This window comes from Streptomyces subrutilus (assembly GCF_008704535.1).
In the GTDB taxonomy this organism is placed as follows: Bacteria; Actinomycetota; Actinomycetes; order Streptomycetales; family Streptomycetaceae; genus Streptomyces; species Streptomyces subrutilus.
In genome coordinates this window covers 1,693,749-1,716,283 of the sequence record NZ_CP023701.1, presented here as the reverse complement: position 1 = coordinate 1,716,283, position 22,535 = coordinate 1,693,749, and the positions used below count along the sequence as shown (strand labels likewise).

Sequence of the window (22,535 nt, the reverse complement as noted above, 5' to 3'; positions counted from 1 at the left end):
AGATCGGACAGGCGGGCGCCGCCTGCGACCGTGAGCGCAGGTGTATCGACGATCTTCGTCCCGCCGAGTTGTCATGGCGGAGATCGGTTCGCTCATGGTGGTGTCATCTCCGGCGTCCGCAAGGCATGCCGGGGGTGACCGGTCACCGAGGACAGTCCGGTCACTCTCGGACCACTGCAGGAGGTCAACCTCAGATGCTGTGCCACCCCGATTTCGATACCCTCCGCAGGCGCGCGGCTGCAGTCCAGCTTCGGTACGGGAGGGGCAGTGACAGAGTGCGAGGGAGTGCCTCGATGGGTCGCCCCGCGTATGCTCCCCAGATTCTCCCCAGGCGGTGTCTGCGATTGGGGCTGGAGGTCATGCGGTGCACGCCCTCCTCAGGGTGGCAGGGACATTGCTCTGAGTTCTCCCTGGGAATGCCTGTAAGTGCCCTGAGATACTCCCGGTCGTGGAGTCCCTTGAGTTGCTGCCCAGCTCAGCCCCATGGCACCAGCGGCCTGCCGTTACCAGTCGCGGCCGTCTGGAGGAGTGTCGTCCGATTCATCCTGTACCCGGCGCAGGGCGGATTCGGCGATATCTCGGTAGAACTGTTCCTCGACGCTGGCCTTGGCGCATCGGTCGGCGAGCTCAGTAGCCTTCGCGTGTTCTTCGACATCCTCAGGGAAGGGCTGGCCGGGTGTCCCGGAGCGCATTCCAGTGATGACGGCACTGTGGAGGGCGTTCCTCATCCGGTTCAGGCTGGCGTCCCCGTGACGGTCAGCGGCGCGGAGGCAACGACGAACGAACTCGGCGTCCCAGACCAGAGTTCGGGGGGCCTTGGATACCAGCGCTGCGGTGACCTTGATCTTTACCGGGTCGCTGTCGTCGAGCCACTCGTCGATCGTTTCGACGACGCGAGCGTCGTAGGATCCGGCGACAAGCGCGAATAGCTTGGCCCCCAGGTAGTGCCTGAGGGCTGAATTTGGGTCGGCGGCGAGCCAGTCTCGGATCTGCCGCAGCAGTGCTGTGAAGTCATCGTGGTCGCGGAACGGCGGTGATACATGCCAGGCGAATGGCAGGGGAGAGTATCCGGCTGACTGTTCGTGTGAATACAACTCCACTCTCGATTGCAGCAGTTCGACGACAGTGAAGGGTTCGGTGCGGGCGAGCTCGGCGAGGAACCGCCCGATGTCGTAGCCTTCGATGGACGGCACTGCGGTCAGGGCCGTGAGGAACGCCCCCTGCTGGTCCTCGGAGAGATCCGACCAGCCCAGCGGGCTGAACGGCGGGCCTGCTAGGGCGCGGGCGAACTCCTCAAGGTCCGCTACCTCCACTGCGGGCGATGCGGTGAGCAGTTCGACGGCGAGTTCCTTGTGCTGGTCGGCGATGGCGCGGACGGCGCCGCGAGTGGCCCTGCGTACGATGCTGTCCCCGTGGGCCGCGAGTTCTCGTAGCAGGTCCGCCTCGTCTTCGACTAGATCGCCGCGCCCACGCTGGATGCCGAAGGCATGAGCCGCTTCTCGCGTGAGTTGGGTATTGCCCGAATTCATGAGCGTCCGGCCCCAGAGGACCGCGCGCCCGCTGGCGGCCTGCCCCATTGCCGCGAGGGCGACTGACACCAGCGAGGTCAGCGAGCTGTCAGGCGTGGCCAAGGCCTGCTCGCAGACGGCTTCGCCGATGGACGGGCGATGGGTGACCAAAGTCCAGATGAAAGGCCTGGCCCGTCCGCTGTCCGCGCCGAAGACCCTGTTCTCCTCGCCGAACAAGGAATTGATGCACAGGACAACCTGGCTGTCTGTCCAGTCGACGAGGGCGTTCCTCACGTTACTGAACAGAACGTCCCGCGCCGCCAGCCAGTCCGAGTACTCGGGGAAGGAGGCTGGGTCGGTCGGCCCGCCGTGCAGTGCACGTGCGAGTTCATTCTCCGGTGATGCAGGGATCGCATGCAGAGCGTCCTTGGCTGCCCTGCGGGCATCGTCGGGGCCGTACCGCGCGAGCCAGTGCAGCTCGGTACGCACGGCGACCAGGATCGCCGGTGGCAAGACGTGCTCAACGATGTACCGACGTAGCCGGTCGACGACGCTCACGAGGTGCGGAATCCACGGCTCACGCATGGAGTCAGACACCATCAGCCCGAAACTGCCCCGCGGCAGGCCCAGGGCGTCACCGACCAGAGAGATGGCCGCAGAGGCGCGTTCGATCTGCGGGTTTCCAAGCTCCGCGAATGCCAGATCCAGTACTTGGCCGCGGATGTCCAGGACTTCTGGGGCGGGCTCCAGCACGTACGGGCGGAAGGACAACGACCAGGTGGCGGGCGTCCACATCTCGTCGTGCCCGTCCGTCGCCAACAGGGGGGCGAGCACTTTCAGGGGCTGGTGGATGGACGGGGTGATGGGTGCGCGAGTAAGCCAGCGCTCCACCTGAGCCACGAGGATCCGTTGGTACTCGGTGGGGCCCCAGCGGGTGTAGCCGGCCAGTTCCTCCAGAATCCGCAAGGGGTGAGAGGGATGCTGGGGTGTGAGGCGCGAATCGTCGCGGCCCAGGCCCCACAGAAGGGTGGCTGCTTGCGGGAGAAAACTTGGATGATGGGCGGCGGCCCGGAGGACAGAGGCCAGAGCATGGCGCACATCCGTGTCGGTCCAGGTGTGAGCGAACCCGAACCCAACTTCCGCGGTGACGGGGGCACAGGGGTTTTCTACGGCCCACGCGGCTAGGTCGAGGGCCCGCCGCGGCTGGAAGAAGGCGACCTTCGCCACAATCTCCAGGATGCTCACCTGCTCCCGCGCGTCCGTCGTCCGGAACGCAGCCGCAATCTGCTCCCATAGCGGCTCAATCAGAACGCCGGCATCGGTGCCCTGTTGCTGTTGCCAGTCCACACGGCCAGCGTTCACCACCAGGTTGGTAAGCGCGCTGCCCTGGGCGGCCTTCATCGCTCTGGCGAGGTAACCCGTTGGAAGCCCTGTGCCGTGGTGACGAGCCGCTCTGATGAGCAGGGCATCGCCCAGTAGGTCTGGCACCAGCCGCACTGCGGTGTTGCGGCTCAGCACCACCCCGGCGTGCTCAAGAGTTGTGAGGTGCTGCGCGCAGAGATCGAAAGTCAGGCCTGTCAGGGCTTCCAGTGAGGTACGGACCTCCGGTTCTGCGAGCCGCACCGGCTGGAATGCGGCGAGGGCGTACAGCAGTTCCTGGGGAACCTGCTCGGGTGCCGAATAGGAGGTCAGTGCCTCGGCGAGCCGGCCGGTGAGCTCCACATGGAGTTGCTCGTCGCCTTCGAATCTCCTGGGATCCAGGGCGCCGCCGTTGATCAGTGCCGCTCCGGTGACGATCAGGAGCGGGCAGTCTCGTGCCGCCGCGGCGAGTCTTGGCGCGTGGAACTTTCCTGCTTCATTCAGGATCTCACCGGCCAGAGAGAGTGCCTCCTGGAACTCCAGGTCACCGATCTCGACCACGGTGGTTTCACTAACATGCACGCCGGCCTGGGCCAGAGCCCGGCGGGCATGAGTCATGCCGTATGGCCGTAGGGAGAGCAACACGTTGGCAGAGCCGTTGACGCTCCGGACCCCAGACACGATCTGTCCCAAGGGGAGGGCACTGTCATGTGCGTCGTCGACGATAACCAGCAGATTGCTTGTACTAGGCAGGTTTCTGAATGCGCCCGGGCTGATGACGGAGCGTGTGTCGAGTAGACGTACTTCGACGCCGGACGTTGTCCCGCGCAGCGCTTCGCACAGGGACGTCACGATCTTTGTCTTCCCGACTCCGCCTCTCCCAACGAGGAACGCGATGCCGCCTTGGTCGTGCTGGGCGAACGGCACCAAGGTGTCCATGGTTTGTGCGCGTCCGACGAGTTGCCAACGGTGCGTGTAGATGGGGCCCTTGTTCACCTGACTGAGGTAGTCGTCGGGGAGCACCCAGGGATCCGGTTCCACAGATCCACTTTGATTGATGGTCTGGTTGCCGTTCTGGACAGCGTAGATGATGCCGTTTTGGTTCGCACTGTTGATCTGTGCAGATTCGGGGAGCTCACCTGTACGGTGCGCGGACTGGCCGCTGTGGAGCTGCGCGTCGTCCTCGCTCATCGGTCACCGATCCTCGGTCCGTGGCTGCTGATCTGGTTGCTGTTCAAACTTGCCGCAAACCACTCCCGCCGCGTCCAGCCAATTGATCAGCTGCTGTCCACTCGTGCCGGCGTCGGCAGTGCTGCGATGACCGTTATGATTGCGGGCGGTTAGCGCGACGATCGCTGTGGTGCCTGCACTCGCCATCGAGTCCCTGAAACGTCAATCTCCGTGCGCATTGCTTTCGCCCAGCCCTCGGCCGACATCGACTTCGCCGGCCAAGTTGCCCGAAAGCCTATCCGAGAGACCACAATCACAGGCTGGAGTCCCCTATCGCTCGGCAGCAGGCTGAGTGCGATCACAAAGGAGCCCCTGCAGGCATGCGGGACTGATCAAACTTACCGTTAGTTGCAGTCACTTGCGATCCTCGGACCAGACTTCGAAGTGATCCTGACTGTCGTTGCGATGGTGTGCGGAGATTGTGGCCGTACTCGCCGCCCTGCACTACTCCTGCCTCCCATCCCTACTACGACACCGATGGCGGGCCTTGGGAAAGTCCGACGTGCAGGCCCTTCTTTGCCTGGCCTCCACCGCATCGGCGTGTTACGTGCGATGCGAGAGCCTGGCCCAGCGCAACTTGGCCCGATCGCCTGGGCCGGTCCGGGGCCTTCGTAAGGCGCGGATCGTGTCGTGCCAGTTCAAGATCGTCTCTACGAATCCGTCTCGGCGTAAAGGGTGATCTGGGTCGCAAGAACGACAATTGCGATGGCTTCAAGGGCGGAGACAGTGACTGTTAGGGGCTTCCCGGATCCGTAGATCCAGAAGGCGGCAAGAGCGGCCAGCGGTACCCCGCTGAAGGTGGTGAGGTCGACCGCGCACTGGATGATCTTGCGTTGCTTCCGGCGGGTGTCGCCCCGGTGGACTGTCTCCCACCCGAACGGGCTGGCTCCTTGGCCGGCAAGTTCCCCCAGCCGGGGGCCAAGGTGCTCCCGGATGTAGTTGCCAATGGCACTGATCTTTTGATCGTTCGCCAGGTAAGTCCATCCCAGGATGGAGGTGGCTGCCGGTAGTGCCAACAGCACGGCGGCTTGGTGTGTCTGTGACGCACCGATCAGTACTGTCACCGTCACGGCCAGAGTGACGTACAGCAGATTGTCCCGGAACCCAATGCGAGTCTTTTGTTCCTCCTTCACTCTGTCGTACTCGGCTAGGAGCAGCTTGCCTACGGTGACGTCTTCGGTCGTTGCCACGTCTGCTCCTTGCTGATAGTGGAGGCGTAGACCGCGCGTTCTGGCTGGTCAAAGCGCGGTCGGCGGCAGGGAGGCGGTGGGCGCCCCTATGAGGCACCCCCAGGCCGGCCTCGAGGTGCAACCCTGGCTGACACTGGGTAGCGGTACGCTGGGAGAAGGTAGCGGCCGTGGAGGGAAAGTCCTTTGCATGCAGGCGAGTTCGAACCCGCAAGTCCTGTCATTGTACTGACGGCGATCGGTCTGGAGTACGAGGCGGTGCGGGCGCATCTCGTCCAACCGCGCAGAGTGATCCACGAGGAAACTTGGTTCGAAGTCGGAGAGGTGAGGGGCGCGGAGCGCCAGGTTGTCCTCGCCGAAGTGGGGCCGGGTAATCGAGTGACCGCAGCGTTCGCTGAGCGGGCCAGGGCGCGTTTCTCGCCCCGGGCGATCATTTTTGTCGGGGTGGCTGGCAGCCTGAAGACAGACGTCAGGCTCGGCGACGTTGTAGTCGCGGACAAGATCTACGCCTACGAGGGATCCAAGCAGGTATCCGATGCGGAGTTCATCCGCCCAGCAGCTTGGGAACCTGCCCACGGTCTGCTCCAGACCGCGAAGCACAGCCTGCGTGGATCTGAGTGGACCGAGAGGGTGCAGGCGGGTGACTTCCAGCAGCCTGGCTGGCCGCCGGCGGTGCACGTCAAGCCCGTAGCTGCCGGTGAAACCGTCCTGGACTCTTTGGACTCGCCGCTGCGCGATCGACTCACGCGTTTTTTCAATGATGCGGTGGCGGTGGAGATGGAGAGCGCGGGGCTAGCGACGGCAGCTGTTCTCGGCAAGGTGGACATGTTGACGATCCGGGGCATCAGTGACAGTGCAGACGGTGGCAAGTCAGTCGTTGATGCCCGTGGGAGCCAGCAGATGGCAGCCGCGAACGCCGCAGCGGCAGCCGTGACCGTTATCGCTGCCCTACCAGGCGACGACAGCGCTAGCGACCCCACAGGGAAGGAGCCGAGGTCTGTCGGCGGTGCGCCCATGGCTGGGTTGGGCTCGAGGCAGGTTAACAAGGCTGATCGGAAGGGCGTGGTCAATGCCGTTCAGAACGGCAACCAGACCATCAACTACGGACCGCAGCCAACTGACTGTTGAAGGGGGACGGCGAAACCCAGGCCGATCCACCGCTCAGCCTCAACGAGCGAGCAGCGACGCAAATCAACCGGGCAGATGTGGGTGGCACTGTCAATGCTGTTCAAAACGGCAACCAGTATTTTCTAGGGCCGGACGGGAAACTTCTCTTTGCCCAGTGGGAGAGGAGTTTGCGGCGCAGCTCGGGAACGTTGACCATCGGGGAGGGCCAGGACCTAGCGATTGACCGCGCGGCTGCGCTGGCTCACCTGACCGGCACGCTTGATTGCGGTCACCCCCATCAGGTGATTTTGGTCCGTGGAGAGCCAGGCGTCGGCAAGACCACCCTGGTCCTGCAATCCATGGCCGTTCTGCGCGGCCGTTCGATGCGGGTGCTGGCGGCTGCTGTCCGGACGCTGGCGCCATATTCCGGTGGTCTGGAGGAACTGGCTCGCGCGGCGGCGTACCAGGAGATTGTGCGGGGTGAGGCTGCTCCACCCGGCGTCCTGGTTCTGGATGGCGCCGAGGCTGCCCAGGAGGGGTTCGGGGGCCTCGTTGGCGAAGCCGTTGCCGCAGCGATCGCTGCGGGATTGGTGCCCGTGCTGATCAGCCGCGACGATGCGGTGGACACTCTGCGTGAACTACTCGATCGAGCCGGGTACACAAACGTCGGCGAGATTGTCGTTCCGCCACTGGACGACGATGAGATCGCCGAAATTATCAGGTCAGTACCGCAGTTGGCGCGCCTGGCTGATGATGGTCGCTCGCGCTGGCTGTTGCGTCGAATCGCGCTCGTAGACCTTCTGCTCCGCTCTGCCAGACGGGGAACCGGACTGCCTTCGCGGTTGGAGAGTGAAGCCGATGTCTACGCGCACATCTGGCGTGCTCTTGTACTCAACGGTGGACGGGCCGTCGACGGCGTGGCATCCGAGGATCGTGGGCAAGCCTTGCTCTCGCTTGTCGACAGGCGATTGACGGGTCACCGCGGACCGTCCGTCCCTGGCGCGGCACTTGCCTCGCTGCGCTCGGACGGCATCCTTGCGCCCCTCGATGAGGCATCGGTTATCTCCAGTGAGGAATACGCCTTCGGCCACGATGTGATGAGGGACTTCGCCACCGCCAGGCGCCTGCTGTTGGAGGACGGCCTTTGTCTACTAGAGGCTAAAGGGCCACGGTGGGCCGTGCGCGCTGGCCGCATCTACTGTCAGGTCAGACTGCGGTCTGGTCCTGACTCGCCCGGTGCGTTCAGCGCTCGCTGGAACCGGACATACCGGCAGTTCGTGCAAATCGCGGAGCAGTACGGAACACGCTGGCAAGAGATCCCCTGGGAAGCGGTGCTATCCGCTGGCTGGTGCGCGGAAGCCCTCGCCTCCCTAACGGGGTGCCTCATCCGCGAGCCTGACCTGCTGGAGGGGCTCCTGCGTTGCTGCATGCTCCGCTTCGGCGACGGCAGGGCCTGCGACCCGCTCGTTGTGGCGCCAGTCGTTGAGTGGCTTGCACGGAATGTACGCGTCTTCTCCCAGCACCAAGACCAGCCAGGTGACGCGGTCATTCTTGCTTGGTTGCGGGGGGTAGCCCAACGGGATGCGGCCGTGGGAGGCATAGGTCATCAGCGACGGGTACGGATGCTGGTGCGTGAGGCAATGTTGAGAGAAAGCCCCAGGTATCCATCGGCGTCGTTCGTCGAGGCGCTGGCGCTGCTCGGGAGTGACCGCGAAGGCGCCGCAGTCGACATGCTGAAGGACCTGGCGCGTAGGCGGCCGCATAGCCTTATGCCAGCAGTGGACCGTATGGAGGCCAGTAGGTGTCTCGCGGTTACGGATCCCGCGCTGTTGATGGAGCTGGCTGCGGCCTACTACCAGATCACCCCTGACCAGCAACGTGGGGGCGGCGTGAGGCGATCGCGCTGGCGTATGGGACAGCACGAGTATCTCGGCGGTGGTTCTCGGCGTGAGGCTCAGTGGTGGCGCGGCCCCTTCTATGCCCTCCTCCAGGTGGATCCTCAGCGTGGGTTGAATTTGATCGAGGCAGTCGTCAAGGACGCCGTCGAGTCGCGCGGCGCCCGAGGCCGATTCGGGGCCGATAGAGAAGACGGTGACGCCGGCGGAGACACAGGCGAGTCGTGTTTGACAGGCGACATCCTGGAAACGGGCCTGCGCGATTACGTCGGGCCCGTGGAGTCCTGGTTCTGGTATCGGGGAGCTTTGAACGGACCGCAGCCGTGTATGAGCGCGCTCATGGCTCTGAACCGCTGGCTGGAGTTGGAGCTCATTCAACCCGGCATTGCCTCGGTGCGTGAGACTGCCGCGTTGGTGCTGACTCGAGTGGGCACGCTAGCCGGCCTCGGTCTTTCCTATGGAATTCTGCTGCGCGACTTGAAGCAGGTCGCTGATGACCTGGACGACTATCTGTCCGTACCGATGGTCTGGGAACTTGAGCACAGCCGTTTCCTCAACGACTCCATGTTTCGCAGAGGTGATGAACTCCGCGGTGGTGAATGGCTAAAGCACCCGCCGACGCAGATCGCCATGCATCTCGTCATCGAGGCTGTGCACCGGGAGGATGATGAGGCCGTTGCGAGGCTGAGAGCCGTGGCCGACCGCCTACGTATGGCGGCATCGTCCAGTTGCAACGGTCTGGAAATCAGATCCTGGGCCGACCACCTCGACTGGGAGTGCTTCACCCAGGTACGGCACGGTAACCACGTAGCTGTCGAGGTCAGGCCGTCTGAGGACATCCAGGAGGAGTTGGACAGCAACCGGGCTCGAGCAGGCCGGACATCGAAGCAGTACGAATTGCTTAACCGGTACGGTCATCGCCGGGCCTTGCCGCATCGCGTAAGTGACCCCGTCCCTGCAGACCCTCATCGTTTGGCCCTCGACCTCCGGGCGGCGAGAGAACTGCACGAGAGCCTTGCGGGCGACGGAGAGTGGATGACCGACGGGCTGTACGCGGTTGCAGCGGCTACCGTGCACATGGCGACGGGCGGCACCTCACCCAGTGCCGAGGACCTGCGGTGGTCAGTGGATCTGCTGGTTGCCGCCATCCACGAGTCGACAGACCTCTCCTGCGGCCCGGGGACAACACTTCCTTGGTCAGGAGACCGTCTGGCAGCCCTAGCGTTGCCGCGTGCACTTGTGCCCACCATCGCGGCGTCAATACCGCAACTCCTCGACGCCGACCGAACAACGCGCCTCCACACGGCAGTGGTGCAAGCCGCGGCTCATCCGGTCCACGAGGTGCGTGAGTACGTTGTTGAGGGGTTGAGGCCGCTCTGGGAGGTTCCCTGTGTAACGGGCAACCGCGCTTGTCACCACATGGTCGCCTGGAGCGCCGTACAAGCCTCGGTCCGCTTGGTATTGGTTGGACGGGGCAGCCAGTCTGGTCGCCGGGGAGCGGGCTCGTCATCGGATGTGCTCGCGACGGCACTGGATTCTCTGGGCGGGGAGGAGATGTCTCCGGACCACCTGGAAACGGCTGTGCCTGCGGTCCTGGAAGCCGCTCGGGTACAGCATTGTCGTACCGATCAGGCCCTATCCCTGCGGGGACCGCTGCTGGATGCTCACGCGCGGGCGGCTTGTGCCTGGGGCAGCGAACCGCATACGGAGAAACACGCGGCACTGGCAGCATCGCTCTTGCGCGCCGCTGACAGGGAGCCAGCCGTGCTTAGTAGAGTCGCCGACCGCCTAGCTGGTTCCCCGTCGGCACTCAGCCATCTGTTGCGGGGCCTGAAAACCGCCGCGACCTACGAGAGAGAGCTTGTGCAGCCCCTGGCTGCCAACTGGCCCTACCTCATGGAATCGGTTCTGACTCAGCCGCTCCCCCTTCGGGGGAGCATCGACAACGAAGAACGCGCGCGGTACAACTATGAAGTATTGATGGGGGAACTTGTGCCCAACCCTGTGCTGTCAATGATGGATCAGGACATGGACGGCACGCTGCAAGAGGCCCGCAGTCGATGGCTTCCTATTTCTCCTGTGGCCGAACTAGTCGATATCTGGACCACCGACGCGGGCAAAGGGAGGTTCGCTGTCGACAGCCTTATCGACTTCCTCAAGGCCCAGCCCGTCCACGAACAGGTCGATCCCGGCCTGAGGTGGGTGCGGCAGCTGTGTGTCGATAGCACCGGAAAAGTCGACACCGCCGGGCTCTCTCTGACTGAATGGCTCCAGGACCTGCACCCGCAATTGACTGCCGAGGTCCGGCCGCACTTCCAGGCGGTGGTGGACGGTCTCGCTCTCGCGCAGCATCCAAATGCCGTCGCGCTGCAACGCCTGGACGAGTGAGCTTCCCTCTACGTTCCCTGGGTGTACTCAGGTGCGAAGGCTGCCCCCCGAAAGTTGCTGCGAATCTCAGTCAGGGGTTCGCGGTCGCGGTTGAAGCGGAGCTTGTTGGTGAGGAGAGCGGCCCAGCCACCCTGGGTGGGGCTGATCCACATGCCCGTGCCGGTGAAGCCGTAGTGGACCCAGATGTCCTCGGCGAGGTCGGTGCCGGGAGCTGGGTGCCAAAAGAGGCCGCGGGCGGGGGTGAGGGCGCCTGTTTGGATGCGGAGGGACTCCTTGATCCAGCTGGGGCCGAAGGCGGTCTGGGTGGGGGCGAGCATGTGGCGGAGGAAGCGGGTTAGGTCGTCGAGGACCGAGAACGTGCCGGCGATGCCGCAGACGCCGTCGAGGAGGCGGGCGGAGAAGTCGTGGGCGGTGCCCTTGAGGTGGGTGCCGGTGGTCTCGTCGTACTCGGTGGAGGCGCAGCGGGCTGCCTCGGCATCGGGGAGGGGGCCGAAGCGGGTCTGCGTCATGCCCAGGGGGTTCCAGATGCGGTCGGTGGCGAGCTGGTCCAGGGGCTGGCCAGAGAGGTGCTCGGCGAGGTAGCCGAGGACGAGGGCGGCTCGGTCGGTGTACTCGACGGCTCCGCCCGGCGGGCGGTGGAGGGCCTCGTGGAGAACGCCGTCGCGGATGTCCTGGGGGTCGGTGCCGTAGAGGTTCTTCAGGTTGGCGCGCAGCGGCAGGCCGGCGGTGTGGGTGAGCAGGTGGTGGGCCGTGGCCCGGGCTAGGGGGTGGCCTGCGACTTCGTCCCAGAAGGTTCCCAGCGGGGTGTGGAGCTGGAGCTTGCCCTCTTCGACCAGGGTGCCGATCGTCGACCAGACGGCGAGGATCTTGGTGAGGCTGGCCACGTCGAAGACGGTGTCCAGCCTCATCGGCTCGTCCGGGTGGTCGGGGTCGAGGAGGCCGACGGCTCCGCTGGCCTCGATGCCGTCGGCGTTCCCGACCGCCCACACCGCGCCGGGGTAGACCTCGTCGCGTACGCCGGTCTGGAGGAGGTCTTCGATCCGGTCGGTGGTGTGGGTCATGGTCTCCCGATCGTCGTGGGCCGCGGGTGGTCCGCTGGCCAGGTTAGTGATGGGGTCGGGGTGGTGTTGGCTGCGCCACGGTGGTGTCAGGCGAGTCGCCGGCCGAGGTCGGTGATGGCCGTGGCGGTGGCGCTGAGGGGGAAGCGGGCGGCGTTGGTGCGGCCGGATGCGCGGAGCATCTCCAACAGGCCTGGGGTGGTGCGCAGGCGGTGGAGGTCGTGGGCAGCGGTGGTGGGGTTGGTGAAGTCGGTGGCCAGGCCGGTGCCGGAGAGGGCTTCGCTGAGTCCGGGAACGGGTTGGTAGAGGACGGGGAGTCCGCAGGCCTGGGCTTCGAGGGCGACGAGACCCATGGCCTCCAGGGTGGTGGAGGGCACGGCGAGTACGTCGTGGTCGGCGAAGGCCCTCCACAGTTGGGCGCGGCGGAACCAGCCGAGGTAGCGGACGTGGACGCCGAGCTGGCGGATGACCGGGGCGAGGTCGAGGAACTGGGCGCGCGGGGCGGCGATGCTCAGCTCGACCGAGCGGGTGGCGGCGACGGCTTGGAGGAGGGGTTCGAGGCCCTTCTCGGAACTGAGGCGGCCTGCGAAGAGGATCCGCAGGTGGCTGGTGGGACGTCGGGCGGGCCGGGGCGGTGGGCTGGTGAGGAGGCGGTCGGGGATGCCCCAGGGGATCTTCTCGATCTTGTGCCTGTCCGCCTTGGGGGCGAGCTTGAGCAGGCGGTCGGCCATGGCGCCGGTGGGGACGACGATCGCGTCGGCAGCGGAGGCGGTCTCGCGGAGAACGCGGAGCTGCGTGGTGTGGTTCTCGGCGTGCAGGAGGTCGGTGCCGTGGACGAAGGCGATCCGGGGGTGGGCGGGTAGGGCTCGCAAGAGGGCGGGGGTGGCGCCGAAGGCCAGGTGGTGCAGGTGCAGCACGCTGATCTGGCGCGGGTCGATGGCGGCCGTCATGGCGTGGCGCAGGTTGGTGACGTACCGGCTGAAGGCGTGGCCGTCGAGGCACTTGCCAGACGCGTGCAGCAGGTCGATGCCGGCCGGGGTGCGGGGCCGGGGGCCGTCGGGGGCGAGCATGAAGGCGCGGGAAGGGATGGCGGGCTGGGTGCCGGCGTAGAGGTCGAGGAAGAGTTCGACGCTGCCGCCGGGGCTGGGGAACGGCAGGTCGAGGGCGGTGGCGACGACACGGTTCACCGACGGCCTCCGGGGTTCTCCTCGTAGAGGCGGGACGTCTCGATGCCCTCGCTGGTGCGGTACTTGAGGCCGTGCTGCTGGTAGCTGGCCGGGGAGCCGTGGGTACGGAGGAAGACGAGCTTGCCGAAGGTCATGCCGGGCCGGACGCGTACGGGGCGGGTGGCTCGGATCTCCAGGGTCCAGCGGATCGCGTGGCCCTGGTGCCCGAGCGGCGCGGAGACGTGGACCCAGATGCCGAGGGAGCCGGTGGTCCGGTCGCCGTTGAGGAGCTGGGCGTACGTCTCGGAGCCGGTCCGTTCCAGGGTGTGGCCGAGGTAGAGGTGGCCGGGCTCCAGGACGTACCCGTCGTCGGGGAGGGTGAGCTCGGAGAAAGTGGTGGGACTAGCGGCGTCGAGGTCGCCCTCGCAGATGCGGAGCGTGCTGCCCAGGCGCCAGTCGTACGCGTTGGGGGACAGGCGGTCCGGGTCGTACGGGTCGATGGTGATGCGGCCCGCCTGGTGGGCGGCGGCGATGGCCGGTCCGGTGAGGATCACGCGGTCACCGCCGTGGCGTCGAGGTCGCGCCAGTAGGAGGAGGGCTGAGGCCCGGAGGCCGCCTGGTACTTGCCCTCGTACAGGTCGATGGCGCCCTCGGAGACGAAGAACATGATCTGCCCGATCTTCATCCCGGCGTAGACGCGCACGGGGCGGGTCGGGGTGAGCATCAGCGTCCACTGGCCGTGGAAGCCGATGTCACCGATGGGTGCGGTGATCTCGACGAAGAGCCCCAGTCGGCCGACGGAGGAACGGCCGAAGAGCAGGGGGACGAAGAGGTCGGATCCCACTTCCTCCAAGGTGTGGCCGAGGTACAGCTCGCCGGGCTGCAGGACGTGGCCGTCGTCGCCGATCTCTGTGCGGCGGGTGGGGTTCGGGCGGTGGGTGTCGAGTACCTGGTCGGTGTAGATGAGCAGGGTCCCGCCCAGGCGGACGTTGTAGCTGTTCGGATTGACCTGGGTCGGAATGAAGGGGGAGATGCGCAGCAGTCCGTCCTTCGAGGCGGAGGTGATCTCGGGTCCGGTGAGGATCACTGGTCGTCTCCGTTGGTCAGGATGCTCCGGATCGCCGAGCCGAGGCTGAGGCCCGAGGGCTGGGCTCGGCTGCCGAGACAGGTGTCGGCGAGGTAGTCGGTGGTCAGCACGCTCGCCAGGCCGGCGGGAAGCGGATCGGGGGAGGTGATCAGGGGTCCCGCCGGCTCGGTGAGGTGAGTCAGCAGTGCAGCGGGGTCGCTACGGAAGGCCAGCGCGACCTGGGCCTCGACCAGGCTGTTGTCGAACGGCTCGATGGCCAGCAGATCTCCGGCGGTGAGGACTTCGCCGAGCAGCGTCGTGCGCACGGCGGTCTCGTTGAGGACGACGGCCTCGCTACCCAGTCCGCTGCGCAGCCGGTCGGCCAGTTCTCGGAGCAGGGCGTGGCGGTCGAGCGGCTTGTTCCGATAGGGCGCGACGAGACGTCCCAGCGGCTCGGCCAGCTGTGCGTCGATGGAGGCGATCTGTTGACGGACGGAGGCCAACGCGGTCGGTAGGACGGATCCCGAGGTGTCGGGGAAACGGGCGGTCCGTCCGACCCAGCCTTCGGGGGAGCGCTCGGCGACTGCGTAGCCGACGGCGAGTTCCTGCCCCTTGAGCACGATGGTGCTGCCGACCCGTTCGGGTCCGGTGTGTTCGCTGTGGCAGTGGCCGGCGAAGACCACGTCGAGGAAAGGGCACGCCTCGGCGAGCTGGAGGTCCTGCTCGAAGCCGGAGTGGCTGAGGAGGACCCAGGAGTCGACCTCGTGGTGGTGCGCGAGCATCAGTTCGCGCAGAGTCTGGACGGGGTCGGTGACGCGGTGGGCGGACCGCTGCCCGGCCGGGATCGAGTTGAACGCCTGCAGGCCTATCACGGCCGTGACGGCGGTTCTTCGGCCCGCGATGTCCACGATGCGCAGACGTCGGAAGAGCGCGTTGCCGGTGGAGTCCTCGACGACGTTGGCGCATACGGTCCGCTGGTGGAGGCCAGCCTCGAAGTAGTGCGGCCAGCCGTGGTTCCCGGGAGCGACGACGTCGTACAGGGCGAGCAGGATGTCCTGTTCGAGTCGGCCCCGGCCGAGGCGGTAGTACCCGGTGCCCTCGAAGAAGTCGCCGCAGTCCACCAGCAGGCTGTCCGTGCGCGCCTGGTGGAGGTGCCCGAGCAGCGGGCCGTCGGCGCCGAGGGTGGAGTGGACGTCGGTGGTGGCCATGATCTGTCGTAGGGAACGGGCCGCGGTCATGGCGCGACCTCGCAGATGTCGGCGCCGAGGTGGAGGAGCTTGCCGGGCAGGTCGGCGTGGCCGCGGCGGAGCTGGTCGACTCCGCCGAGGGTGGTGATGCCGCGGGCGGTCAGGGCGGCGACCATGAGCGCGGAGCCGGTGCGGATGTCGGTGGCCTCTACCCCGGCTCCGGTGAGGCGTTGCGGGCCGGTCAGCCGGCATTCGGTGGGGGAGATCTCCTCGATCTTCGCTCCGAGCCGGGCCAGCTGGGGCAGCAGGTTCCCGTGGCGGCCGGGGTTGATGGAGTCGGCGAAGAGGTGTGTGCCGGGCTGGCCGAGAGCCAGTGCCATCAGGGGAGGTTCGAAATCGGCGTCCAGGCCGCCGGTGGCGAGTGTGGCGATGGCGCGAAGGGGACGACCTGTGGGCCGGGCGGCGCTCCCGTCGACCAGGAGGACGTCCTCCCGTACAGAGGTGGGGATGCCCAGCCGTTGCAGGGCTTCCTGCAACGGCACCACATCCCGACCTTGGACGCCCTCGATGCGCGCGGTCCCACCGGTGGCGGCGACGGCGCAGGCCAGGGTGCCTGCCTCGATCTTGTCGCCTGGTACGCGCCAAGCCGGAGCCTCGGCCGGTGATGCCGCTGCCGGGCTCAGGTCCAGGACCTGTTCGCCGGCTCGGGCCTCCCATCCCGCCGAGCGCAGGGCGTCCAGCACGGCGAGGACTTCCGGCGACAGGTTCGGCCGACCGAGGCGCAGCGCACGGCCCGCGACGACCGCACGCAGGACGGCAACGACCGTCGCACCGCGCGACCGGAACGGCAACGTGTGGGAGACCGTCCCGGTGGTGGGTCGACCGGCCTTGATGGCATAGCCCTCGTCATGGACGGCGACACGGTCACCGAACGCCTCGTACACCTTGAAGTGCAGGTCCATGCCGCGCTCCCCGATCCTGCATCCTCCGGGCCAGGGCAGCCGGGCGTTCCCCTGTAGGGCGAGGAGTGCGGGCACCAGGTAGTACGACGCGCGGATCCGTGCGGCCGGGGCAAGGTCGGGTTCCGCGGGTACGCCGTCAGGGGGCATGATCACCACGCTGTCGGGCCGTCCCACGGCCCGGGCGGCGTGCCAGCCCGCCCCTTGGATCAAGGTGAGCATCCAGTGGACGTCGGCGCTGGCGGGGACGTTCTCCAGCTGGACGGTCCGGCGCACGGCTGCTGCGGCGGCCAGCAGCGGCAGGGCGGCGTTCTTGGAGCCGTCGACGCTGACCGAACCGGAGAGGGGACTCCCCGGACGTACGGCGATGACCTCCGCGCTCGTCGCAAGAGCTCGATGGGGTGCCATGCGTTCAACTCCTTTGCAAGGGAGGTTGCGTGATGGACGGCGTGACCGAGATGGGTGCGGGCAGATCGAGCTCGGCCCAGCAGGACTTGCCGCCGACGCTGTGGTCGACGCCGTGCCGATCGGCGAGAGCGTCGATGATCAGCAGCCCGCGGCCGTCCTCGGCGTCCGTACGGGGTGGGCGTGCGTGGGGGAGGACGGAACTCCGGTCGCGGACCTCGAAGCGCAGTCGGCTGCCGCGCAGGCGAGCGGTTACGGAAGCAGCTTCGTTTCCCGTGTGCTGAACGACGTTCGCCAGTAGTTCGCCGGCCACGACCTCTGCCACGCACATGCCGTCGGTGCCGATGACCGAGCGCCAGCCCCTGATCTCGTTCATCACCTGGTGCCGGGCACGAGCGGCGCCCTCGGGCGTACTCGTGACGGTCAGCGTGACCTCGTGCACTTCCATGAGCAGCCTCCTGGAGGGGTGCGGTTCCACCAGGCAAGCGGGTCAGGAGGCGGCTGCGCGACGGGCCGCGCAGCCCCTGCATCGTTCATGCACGTTGTGCATGGCAGGCAAGTTCGTTGCAGCTAGGCTCGGTTGAGCAGGCAGGATCGGTCTCGGCAGAAGGGGCCGTGGCGGAGATGGTCGACACGCAGGGCGAGGTGCACCGGATCGGTGAACTGATCCGCCGGGCTCGGGTCTTACAGGGCCGCTCACAAGCGGACGTGGCCAGCGAGCTGGGATATCACCAGTCGAAGATCAGCCGACTGGAGGGCGGACGCGGAACGGACGACATCCGGGTCCTGCGCGACGTCGCCCGCGTCCTGCGCATTCCTCCGGCCCGACTCGGTCTGGCGGAGGCCGCCCCGGAAGCCGATCCCCACGATCCGGAGACAGAGGAAATGCTGCGCCGCCGTACCTTCCTTGCCGCCAGCGTCACCGCACTCACAGCCTCGGTCACGCCGACGGCTGCGCACCCCGCGCTCGTCCAGGCACTCCTACCCGGGATGCCGACGACTCCGACGACGGAAGCGCCGGAGTCCGGGGAACTACGAAACCGGGCCACGGCCATCCGGCGCCTCTGGAGCACGTGCGACTACGCGGAGCTGGAGCGGACCCTTCCCGGTCTGATCACCGATCTCCGCCACTGCATCGCCGACTCCCCGCAGGCCGAGGAGCTTCCCCGCTTCCTGGCCACGGCCTACCAGACCTCGGCCAGCCTCCTGCTCAAGCAGGGAGACCCCGGCACGGCGTGGCTCGCCGTCGGGCGCGCGATGGCCGAGGCCGAACGCTCGGGTGATCCACTCGTCCTCGCTGCCAGCGTTCGCCTCCACGCACACGTCCTGGTCCGCGAACAGCACGCCGGCCAGGCCGTCACGCTGATCAAGCACACGGCTTCACAACTCGCCGGTGCGTACGACCGGCAGCCCCACCACCACCTCTCCGTGCTCGGGTTGCTGCTACTGCGCGGAGTCACGGCTGCCAGCAGGGCCGGGGACCGTGCTGCCACCGCAGAGTTCCTGGCCGAGGCCAAGGAGGTTGCGAAGTACGTCGCTCTAGACCACCCCGACGCCTGGGCCAACTTCAGCCCCACCAACGTGGCCCTCCACGAGGTCAGCGCGGCCGTGTCCTTCGGTGACGCGGGCGTCGCCATCGACATCGCCCGTCCGCTCATGCGCCGCCACATCCCGGTGCCCGAGCGCCGGGCCGCCCTATGGGTGGAAGCCGCCCGTGCCTACGCACAGCAGGGCCGCCTGGCCGACGGCTACCAGGCCCTGCGGATCGCGGAGACCTGCGCAGCCCAGGACGTACGGCGACCAGCCGTCCGGGACCTGGTCGCCGACATGGCAGCCCGAGACCGTCGGCGTACGCTGCCAGAGCTCCACCACTTCAGCCGCCGACTGGGAGTACCCGCGTGACCGAGCCGCAGCGCAAGCCCTTCCTGTACGTCGTCGTCTGCGCGGCCGGGATCGCGGGCGACGTGGGCAAGCTGATCGACGCCGCGCACGGGCGGAGCTGGGGCGTCGGCGTCGTCGCCACCCCGCAGGGGCTTCCCTTCCTCGACGTCGCCGCGGTCGAGGAGCGGACCGGTTTCCCCGTCCGCTCCGCCTGGCGCGCGCCGGGGGACGCACGATCCTTCCCGCCCGCCGATGTGATCGCCGTAGCCCCGGCCACCTTCAATACGGTCAACAAGTGGGCGGCTGGCTTCGCGGACAACCTCGCCCTCGGCATCCTCTGCGAGGCTCCGGGGATGGGCATCCCCACCGCCGTCCTGCCCTACGTGAACACCGCCCTCGCGGCCCACCGCGCGTACCAGCGCAGCCTCGCCGAGCTGCGCGAGATGGGTGTTCTGGTCGGCAGCTACGAGCCTCACCGCCCGAAGTCCGGCGGCGGTGCCGACCGCTTCCGCTGGGAGGAAGCCGTTGACCTCCTGGCTCCGTTGCTGGCGGCAGGGGCCGCCCACCACTGATCCTGCGACTGCCAGTGGGTAGGACCTGCCGGACGTGCGCATCGGGAACACCTGCGACCGGAGACCGGGAGGTACCCGGTCTCCGGTCGCAGAGTGCTGTTCCGGGCCCGTCAGGCTTCGTAGGGGAGGTATATGCCGCCATCCGGAGCGGCGATGGCGCACAGGCGCTCGTACTCGGTGCGGTCTTCCTCTGTCATGTGCGGGATTACGTCCATCACCATGTGGGCTTCGGGGCGCCGGGCGAAGTACGAGTGCAAGAGCTCGATGAGGGCCTGCGCGGCGGTGTTCTGCTTGAGGGCAGCGGGCGCTCAGCGCTGCCGTGGCTTCGAGTTCGGCACGCGTTGCCTGGAAGGCGGTGGCCTGTTCAGCCCGGGTGAAGGGGCGTCCGTCACTGTGGGACCAGGTGTTGGTGTCGGGCCGGAGCTTGAAGTCAGCGTCCAGCAGCAGGGCGATGACTTCGATGCGCAGTTCGGTTTCGGGCATGCGGGGGTTTCCTTACGGGACGGAGTCGGTGGTGATGTTTTCAATGCTCCGGAGAAACCCCGGTTTGGCTGACCGGGGATCGTCGGCTATGTACGGACGGATGCGTTATGCCGTCAGCGCCGGCGGGAGGCGTTGTTCGCGGCCTTCAGAGCCGGTTGTGTGGTCGGCGCGTGCCGGGGGAGTGATGCTGCGGGATCGGCAGGCAGGTGCGCGAGACGGCGGAGGCGCCAGACGAGGACGTCGCTGACGGAGGTGGCGCTGTCCAGCTCCCGATGCCGCGTGGCTTCTGCGAGGAGGTGGGTTGGGTTGTGGCCTGCGGCCTGGGCATCGGCGAGGGTGGCCGCCAGGGCGGGCCAGCCCGGTTCGGCCAGAACTTGTTCGGCAATCTCGGGCAGCGCCTGGCGTAGGACGGCTGCTTGTCGTCGCTGCAGTGGCAGGGAGCGGCCTCGCTGGTGGAGCACGGACATCGGCTGGGATGCCGCGATCTCGTAGGCGGCGCGCAGGTGGCGGCGCGCAGGTGTTCGGCGGCCTGGTGGGCTGCTTCTGCTTGCTGGGCGTGGTCCTTCCTGGCGTGCCAGTTCGCTGCCGCGGTGACGAGGAAGAACGCGGTGTCGATGAGCATGGCGGTGGTGGCGCCGTCCTCTCCGCGGCCGAGGGCTGGTCCGCTGTGGACGAGGTCGTGCGCGGCCTGGCGCAGGGCGTGGTCGTGCCCGCGTACGGCGCGGACGTGGGAGCGGGAGGCCCGTTCGAACGCGAAGGCTGCATCGCGGAGTTCTCTGTGGGTGTAGGCGGCGGAGGTCTTGGCGAGGGCGTCGAGGACCTCCCCGGCAGCGGCGATCTGGGCTGCTGCCGTGCCTTCGTCGGCATGCTCGATGAGCAGCAGTGCCTGCCAGGTCGCAGTGGTGGCGCGGCGGCGGGCGTACGCAGGGCCGGTGACCGGCGGGAGAGCGGGGAGCTCCGGTGAGACGTCCTCGTCCGAGGAGGATTCTGCCGGTTGGGTCCAGCGTTCGCGGATACGGGGCAGGGAGAGATCGGGGGCGAGCTTGGATCCCGAGTAGAAGACGGGTTCGCCGTTCTTGTTGCGGTCGTCGGGCAGGGCCACGGTGTAGCCGAGGAGGTCCCCGGACGGCGCCACGCGCCGCTTTACGAGGAGACCGGCACGGCTGAGACGGTCGAAGAACTCCTCCTCGCTCTGGGCGCCGGCCGCCGCGCGTCGGACGCTCTCGCGCAGTTCCTCCCTCGGGGTGCGTTCCCGCTGGTGGCGGTCGGCTTTGTGGTGTTCGGCACTGGTGGGGCGCTGGGCTGCGGTTCCGTCACCGGCGTTGAGGCGGCGCAGGCCGTAGTCGGCTTCGATGAGACGGGCTTCGGCCTGGGAGCGCTTGGCTTCGTTGTGGCGGCGGGGCCGGCGGCCGTCCTCGCGGACAGTGGTGGCGATGATGTGGATGTGGTCGTCGGCGTGGCGGACGGCTGCCCAGCGACAGGCGGCGGTGTCGCCGTCGGGGGCGATGCCAGTGGCGGCGACCATGCGGCGGGCGATGTCGCCCCACTGCTCGTCGCTGAGGATCGGGTCCTCGGGCGCGGCACGTACGGACAGGTGCCATACGTGCTCGGTGGGGCGTCGCGACTTGGGCAGGGCTTCGACGGGCTGATCGAGGAGCCTTTGCAGGTCCCCGTAAGTGGCTTTCGAGTTGCGTCCGGGGTCGGGGACGAGACTGTCCCAGGCCGCCACGAGGTGTGGGTCGGTGTGTTCCTCGTGGGTGCCGGGGCCGTAGAGGTAGCGGATCAGGCCGATGGTGCGGGTGCCCATCTTGTGGACGCGGGGGATCATCCGGTGGGAGCCTCCGTCTCTACGTATCGCTGGGTGAAGCCGTCCACGCGCTCGGCGGTCCGCTGGACGGCGTCGAGGACCGCCTTGGCGTGCGGGGCGTCGGCGCCGGAGTTCAAGACGGTGGCGACCTGGTTCAGGTTGTTGCCGATCTGGCCGAGGGCCCGGCGCAGCGCGAACAGCTCTCTGACCATCTCCCGGTGGGTGGCGATCTCGGCTTCGGTGTGTTCGAGGTCGCGTGCGGCCTTCAGGGCAGAGTGGGCGAGGAACCCGGCGGTGCTCATGCGGCAGGCAGCCGCGGCGTGGGTGAGGAGCTGGAATTCATCGTCGTTCATGCGGCAACTGGGCTGGTGGATGCGCTTCTTCTCGGCGAGCAGGCGCTCACGCTGGCGCACGTGCGATGTCGTTGGGGCGGTGTGCGTGCAGCGGGGGGTGTGGCAGGCGTGCTGTCCCTCCGATTCGTGGTGCGGTACGGCCTCGGCAGCATCCCGAAGGGCCGGCACCCCCTGGTGCCGGTCCGCGCCCGCCACCCCTGGGGCGGGGGAGCCCAGAGCATTGCTCCCGACGGGAGCAATGCTCTGGGTACAACTTGCTCCTCCTGAGGCTGGAAGCGAGGGCATGTGATCGTCGTGGGTGGGACGGTCGTGCGGTGGGTTGTGCATGCGTGTCCTTGAAGAGGTAGAGGCTGGTCGTGTGAAGGGGCTGTTGGGCGGGGTCGACCGGTTGGGGGACCGCTCGCTGGTGACGCGAGATGCTGTCGGCGCTGTCCGGGGACCGGGCGGGACGGTCCCGGATTCGGGAGGCTCTCGGTCCCCAGCGGCATGGGTGTGGGGGACCGGTCCCGTCTCGGTCCCCGTAGTCGTGGGTGGGGACGGTCCCCGACGTCGTGACTTGACGGTCCCCGAACCGTCGAAGGTCGGTCCCGGATGGCGGGGACCGTGGGGACGGTCGCCACTGAGTCGGGGGATATCAGGGGGTTGACCTGCGGAAACAGAGTTGGGGACCGGTCCCCGTGGTGCCCGACGCGCGCAGCGCAATCAAGGGGACGGTCCCCGCTCGACTGCTGTCGGTCCCCTCTTGGGGGAGGCCGCTGCCAGCCGGGGACGGGACCGGGACGGGGACCGTGACTGGGACGGGGACCGGGACCGCGACCGGGACGGGACCGGGTTGGGGGACCGTGATTGGGGCGGGGACGGGACCTGGATGGGGACGGTCCCCGAACGGCTCGGGCCAGTGGTTCGGTCCCCCACGATGACGGG

14 protein-coding genes and 1 pseudogene are annotated in these 22,535 nt (G+C 67.5%); 4 read left to right on the top strand and 11 right to left on the bottom strand.

Annotated elements, in window-relative coordinates:
• Positions 1 to 503: 503 nt before the first annotated feature.
• Positions 504 to 4,058: a hypothetical protein gene (locus CP968_RS07465; protein WP_150517244.1), complete on the bottom strand. Its 3,555-nt coding sequence runs from the start codon at positions 4,056 to 4,058 to the stop codon at positions 504 to 506.
• 689 nt (positions 4,059 to 4,747) lie between these two features.
• Entirely contained in the window at positions 4,748 to 5,287 is a 540-nt protein-coding gene (locus CP968_RS07460; RefSeq protein ID WP_150517243.1) for a hypothetical protein, read from the bottom strand.
• A gap of 183 nt (positions 5,288 to 5,470) precedes the next feature.
• On the opposite strand from CP968_RS07460, the gene CP968_RS07455 reads away from it, so the two are divergent.
• A complete protein-coding gene (locus CP968_RS07455; RefSeq protein ID WP_150517242.1) occupies positions 5,471 to 6,412 on the top strand; it encodes a 5'-methylthioadenosine/S-adenosylhomocysteine nucleosidase family protein in 942 nt (313 codons plus the stop codon).
• On the top strand, positions 6,409 to 10,674 hold the full coding sequence (locus CP968_RS07450; RefSeq protein ID WP_150517241.1) for a hypothetical protein: 4,266 nt from the start codon (positions 6,409 to 6,411) through the stop codon (positions 10,672 to 10,674). The genes CP968_RS07455 and CP968_RS07450 overlap by 4 nt, the downstream gene beginning before the upstream one ends.
• A gap of 8 nt (positions 10,675 to 10,682) precedes the next feature.
• Here CP968_RS07450 and CP968_RS07445 read toward each other — a convergent pair whose 3' ends face one another.
• The 7 genes from CP968_RS07445 to CP968_RS07415 form a co-directional block, all read right to left on the bottom strand.
• Positions 10,683 to 11,735, bottom strand: coding sequence for a serine hydrolase domain-containing protein (locus tag CP968_RS07445; protein WP_150517240.1), 1,053 nt, complete (start codon positions 11,733 to 11,735; stop codon positions 10,683 to 10,685).
• A gap of 86 nt (positions 11,736 to 11,821) precedes the next feature.
• The gene (locus CP968_RS07440; protein ID WP_150517239.1) at positions 11,822 to 12,919 is read right to left on the bottom strand and encodes a glycosyltransferase family 4 protein; all 1,098 of its coding nucleotides are present in this window, start codon (positions 12,917 to 12,919) and stop codon (positions 11,822 to 11,824) included.
• Positions 12,916 to 13,452: a dCTP deaminase gene (locus tag CP968_RS07435; protein ID WP_150517238.1), complete on the bottom strand. Its 537-nt coding sequence runs from the start codon at positions 13,450 to 13,452 to the stop codon at positions 12,916 to 12,918. Before CP968_RS07435 ends, CP968_RS07440 begins: the two co-directional genes overlap by 4 nt.
• Positions 13,449 to 13,985, bottom strand: coding sequence for a dCTP deaminase (gene dcd, locus CP968_RS07430; RefSeq protein ID WP_150517237.1), 537 nt, complete (start codon positions 13,983 to 13,985; stop codon positions 13,449 to 13,451). The genes CP968_RS07435 and dcd overlap by 4 nt, the downstream gene beginning before the upstream one ends.
• Positions 13,982 to 15,202 carry a metallophosphoesterase gene (locus tag CP968_RS07425; protein WP_150517236.1) on the bottom strand — a complete coding sequence of 407 codons (1,221 nt, stop codon included), beginning with the start codon at positions 15,200 to 15,202 and terminating at the stop codon, positions 13,982 to 13,984. Before CP968_RS07425 ends, dcd begins: the two co-directional genes overlap by 4 nt.
• Positions 15,199 to 16,518, bottom strand: coding sequence for a UDP-N-acetylglucosamine 1-carboxyvinyltransferase (locus CP968_RS07420; RefSeq protein WP_150517235.1), 1,320 nt, complete (start codon positions 16,516 to 16,518; stop codon positions 15,199 to 15,201). Before CP968_RS07420 ends, CP968_RS07425 begins: the two co-directional genes overlap by 4 nt.
• Positions 16,519 to 16,522: 4 nt before the next feature.
• Entirely contained in the window at positions 16,523 to 16,963 is a 441-nt protein-coding gene (locus tag CP968_RS07415; RefSeq protein WP_150517234.1) for an ATP-binding protein, read from the bottom strand.
• A gap of 176 nt (positions 16,964 to 17,139) precedes the next feature.
• On the opposite strand from CP968_RS07415, the gene CP968_RS07410 reads away from it, so the two are divergent.
• Positions 17,140 to 18,417 carry a helix-turn-helix domain-containing protein gene (locus tag CP968_RS07410; protein ID WP_150517233.1) on the top strand — a complete coding sequence of 426 codons (1,278 nt, stop codon included), beginning with the start codon at positions 17,140 to 17,142 and terminating at the stop codon, positions 18,415 to 18,417.
• Positions 18,414 to 18,968: a flavoprotein gene (locus tag CP968_RS07405; protein WP_150517232.1), complete on the top strand. Its 555-nt coding sequence runs from the start codon at positions 18,414 to 18,416 to the stop codon at positions 18,966 to 18,968. Before CP968_RS07410 ends, CP968_RS07405 begins: the two co-directional genes overlap by 4 nt.
• A gap of 596 nt (positions 18,969 to 19,564) precedes the next feature.
• Here CP968_RS07405 and CP968_RS07400 read toward each other — a convergent pair.
• Both CP968_RS07400 and CP968_RS07395 read right to left on the bottom strand, forming a co-directional pair.
• Positions 19,565 to 21,279, bottom strand: a pseudogene (locus CP968_RS07400) (relaxase/mobilization nuclease domain-containing protein).
• Complete coding sequence (locus CP968_RS07395; protein WP_031149213.1) at positions 21,276 to 21,671, bottom strand: plasmid mobilization protein; 396 nt, start codon at positions 21,669 to 21,671, stop codon at positions 21,276 to 21,278. The pseudogene CP968_RS07400 and the gene CP968_RS07395 overlap by 4 nt, the downstream one beginning before the upstream one ends.
• Between the last annotated feature and the right edge of the window lie 864 nt (positions 21,672 to 22,535).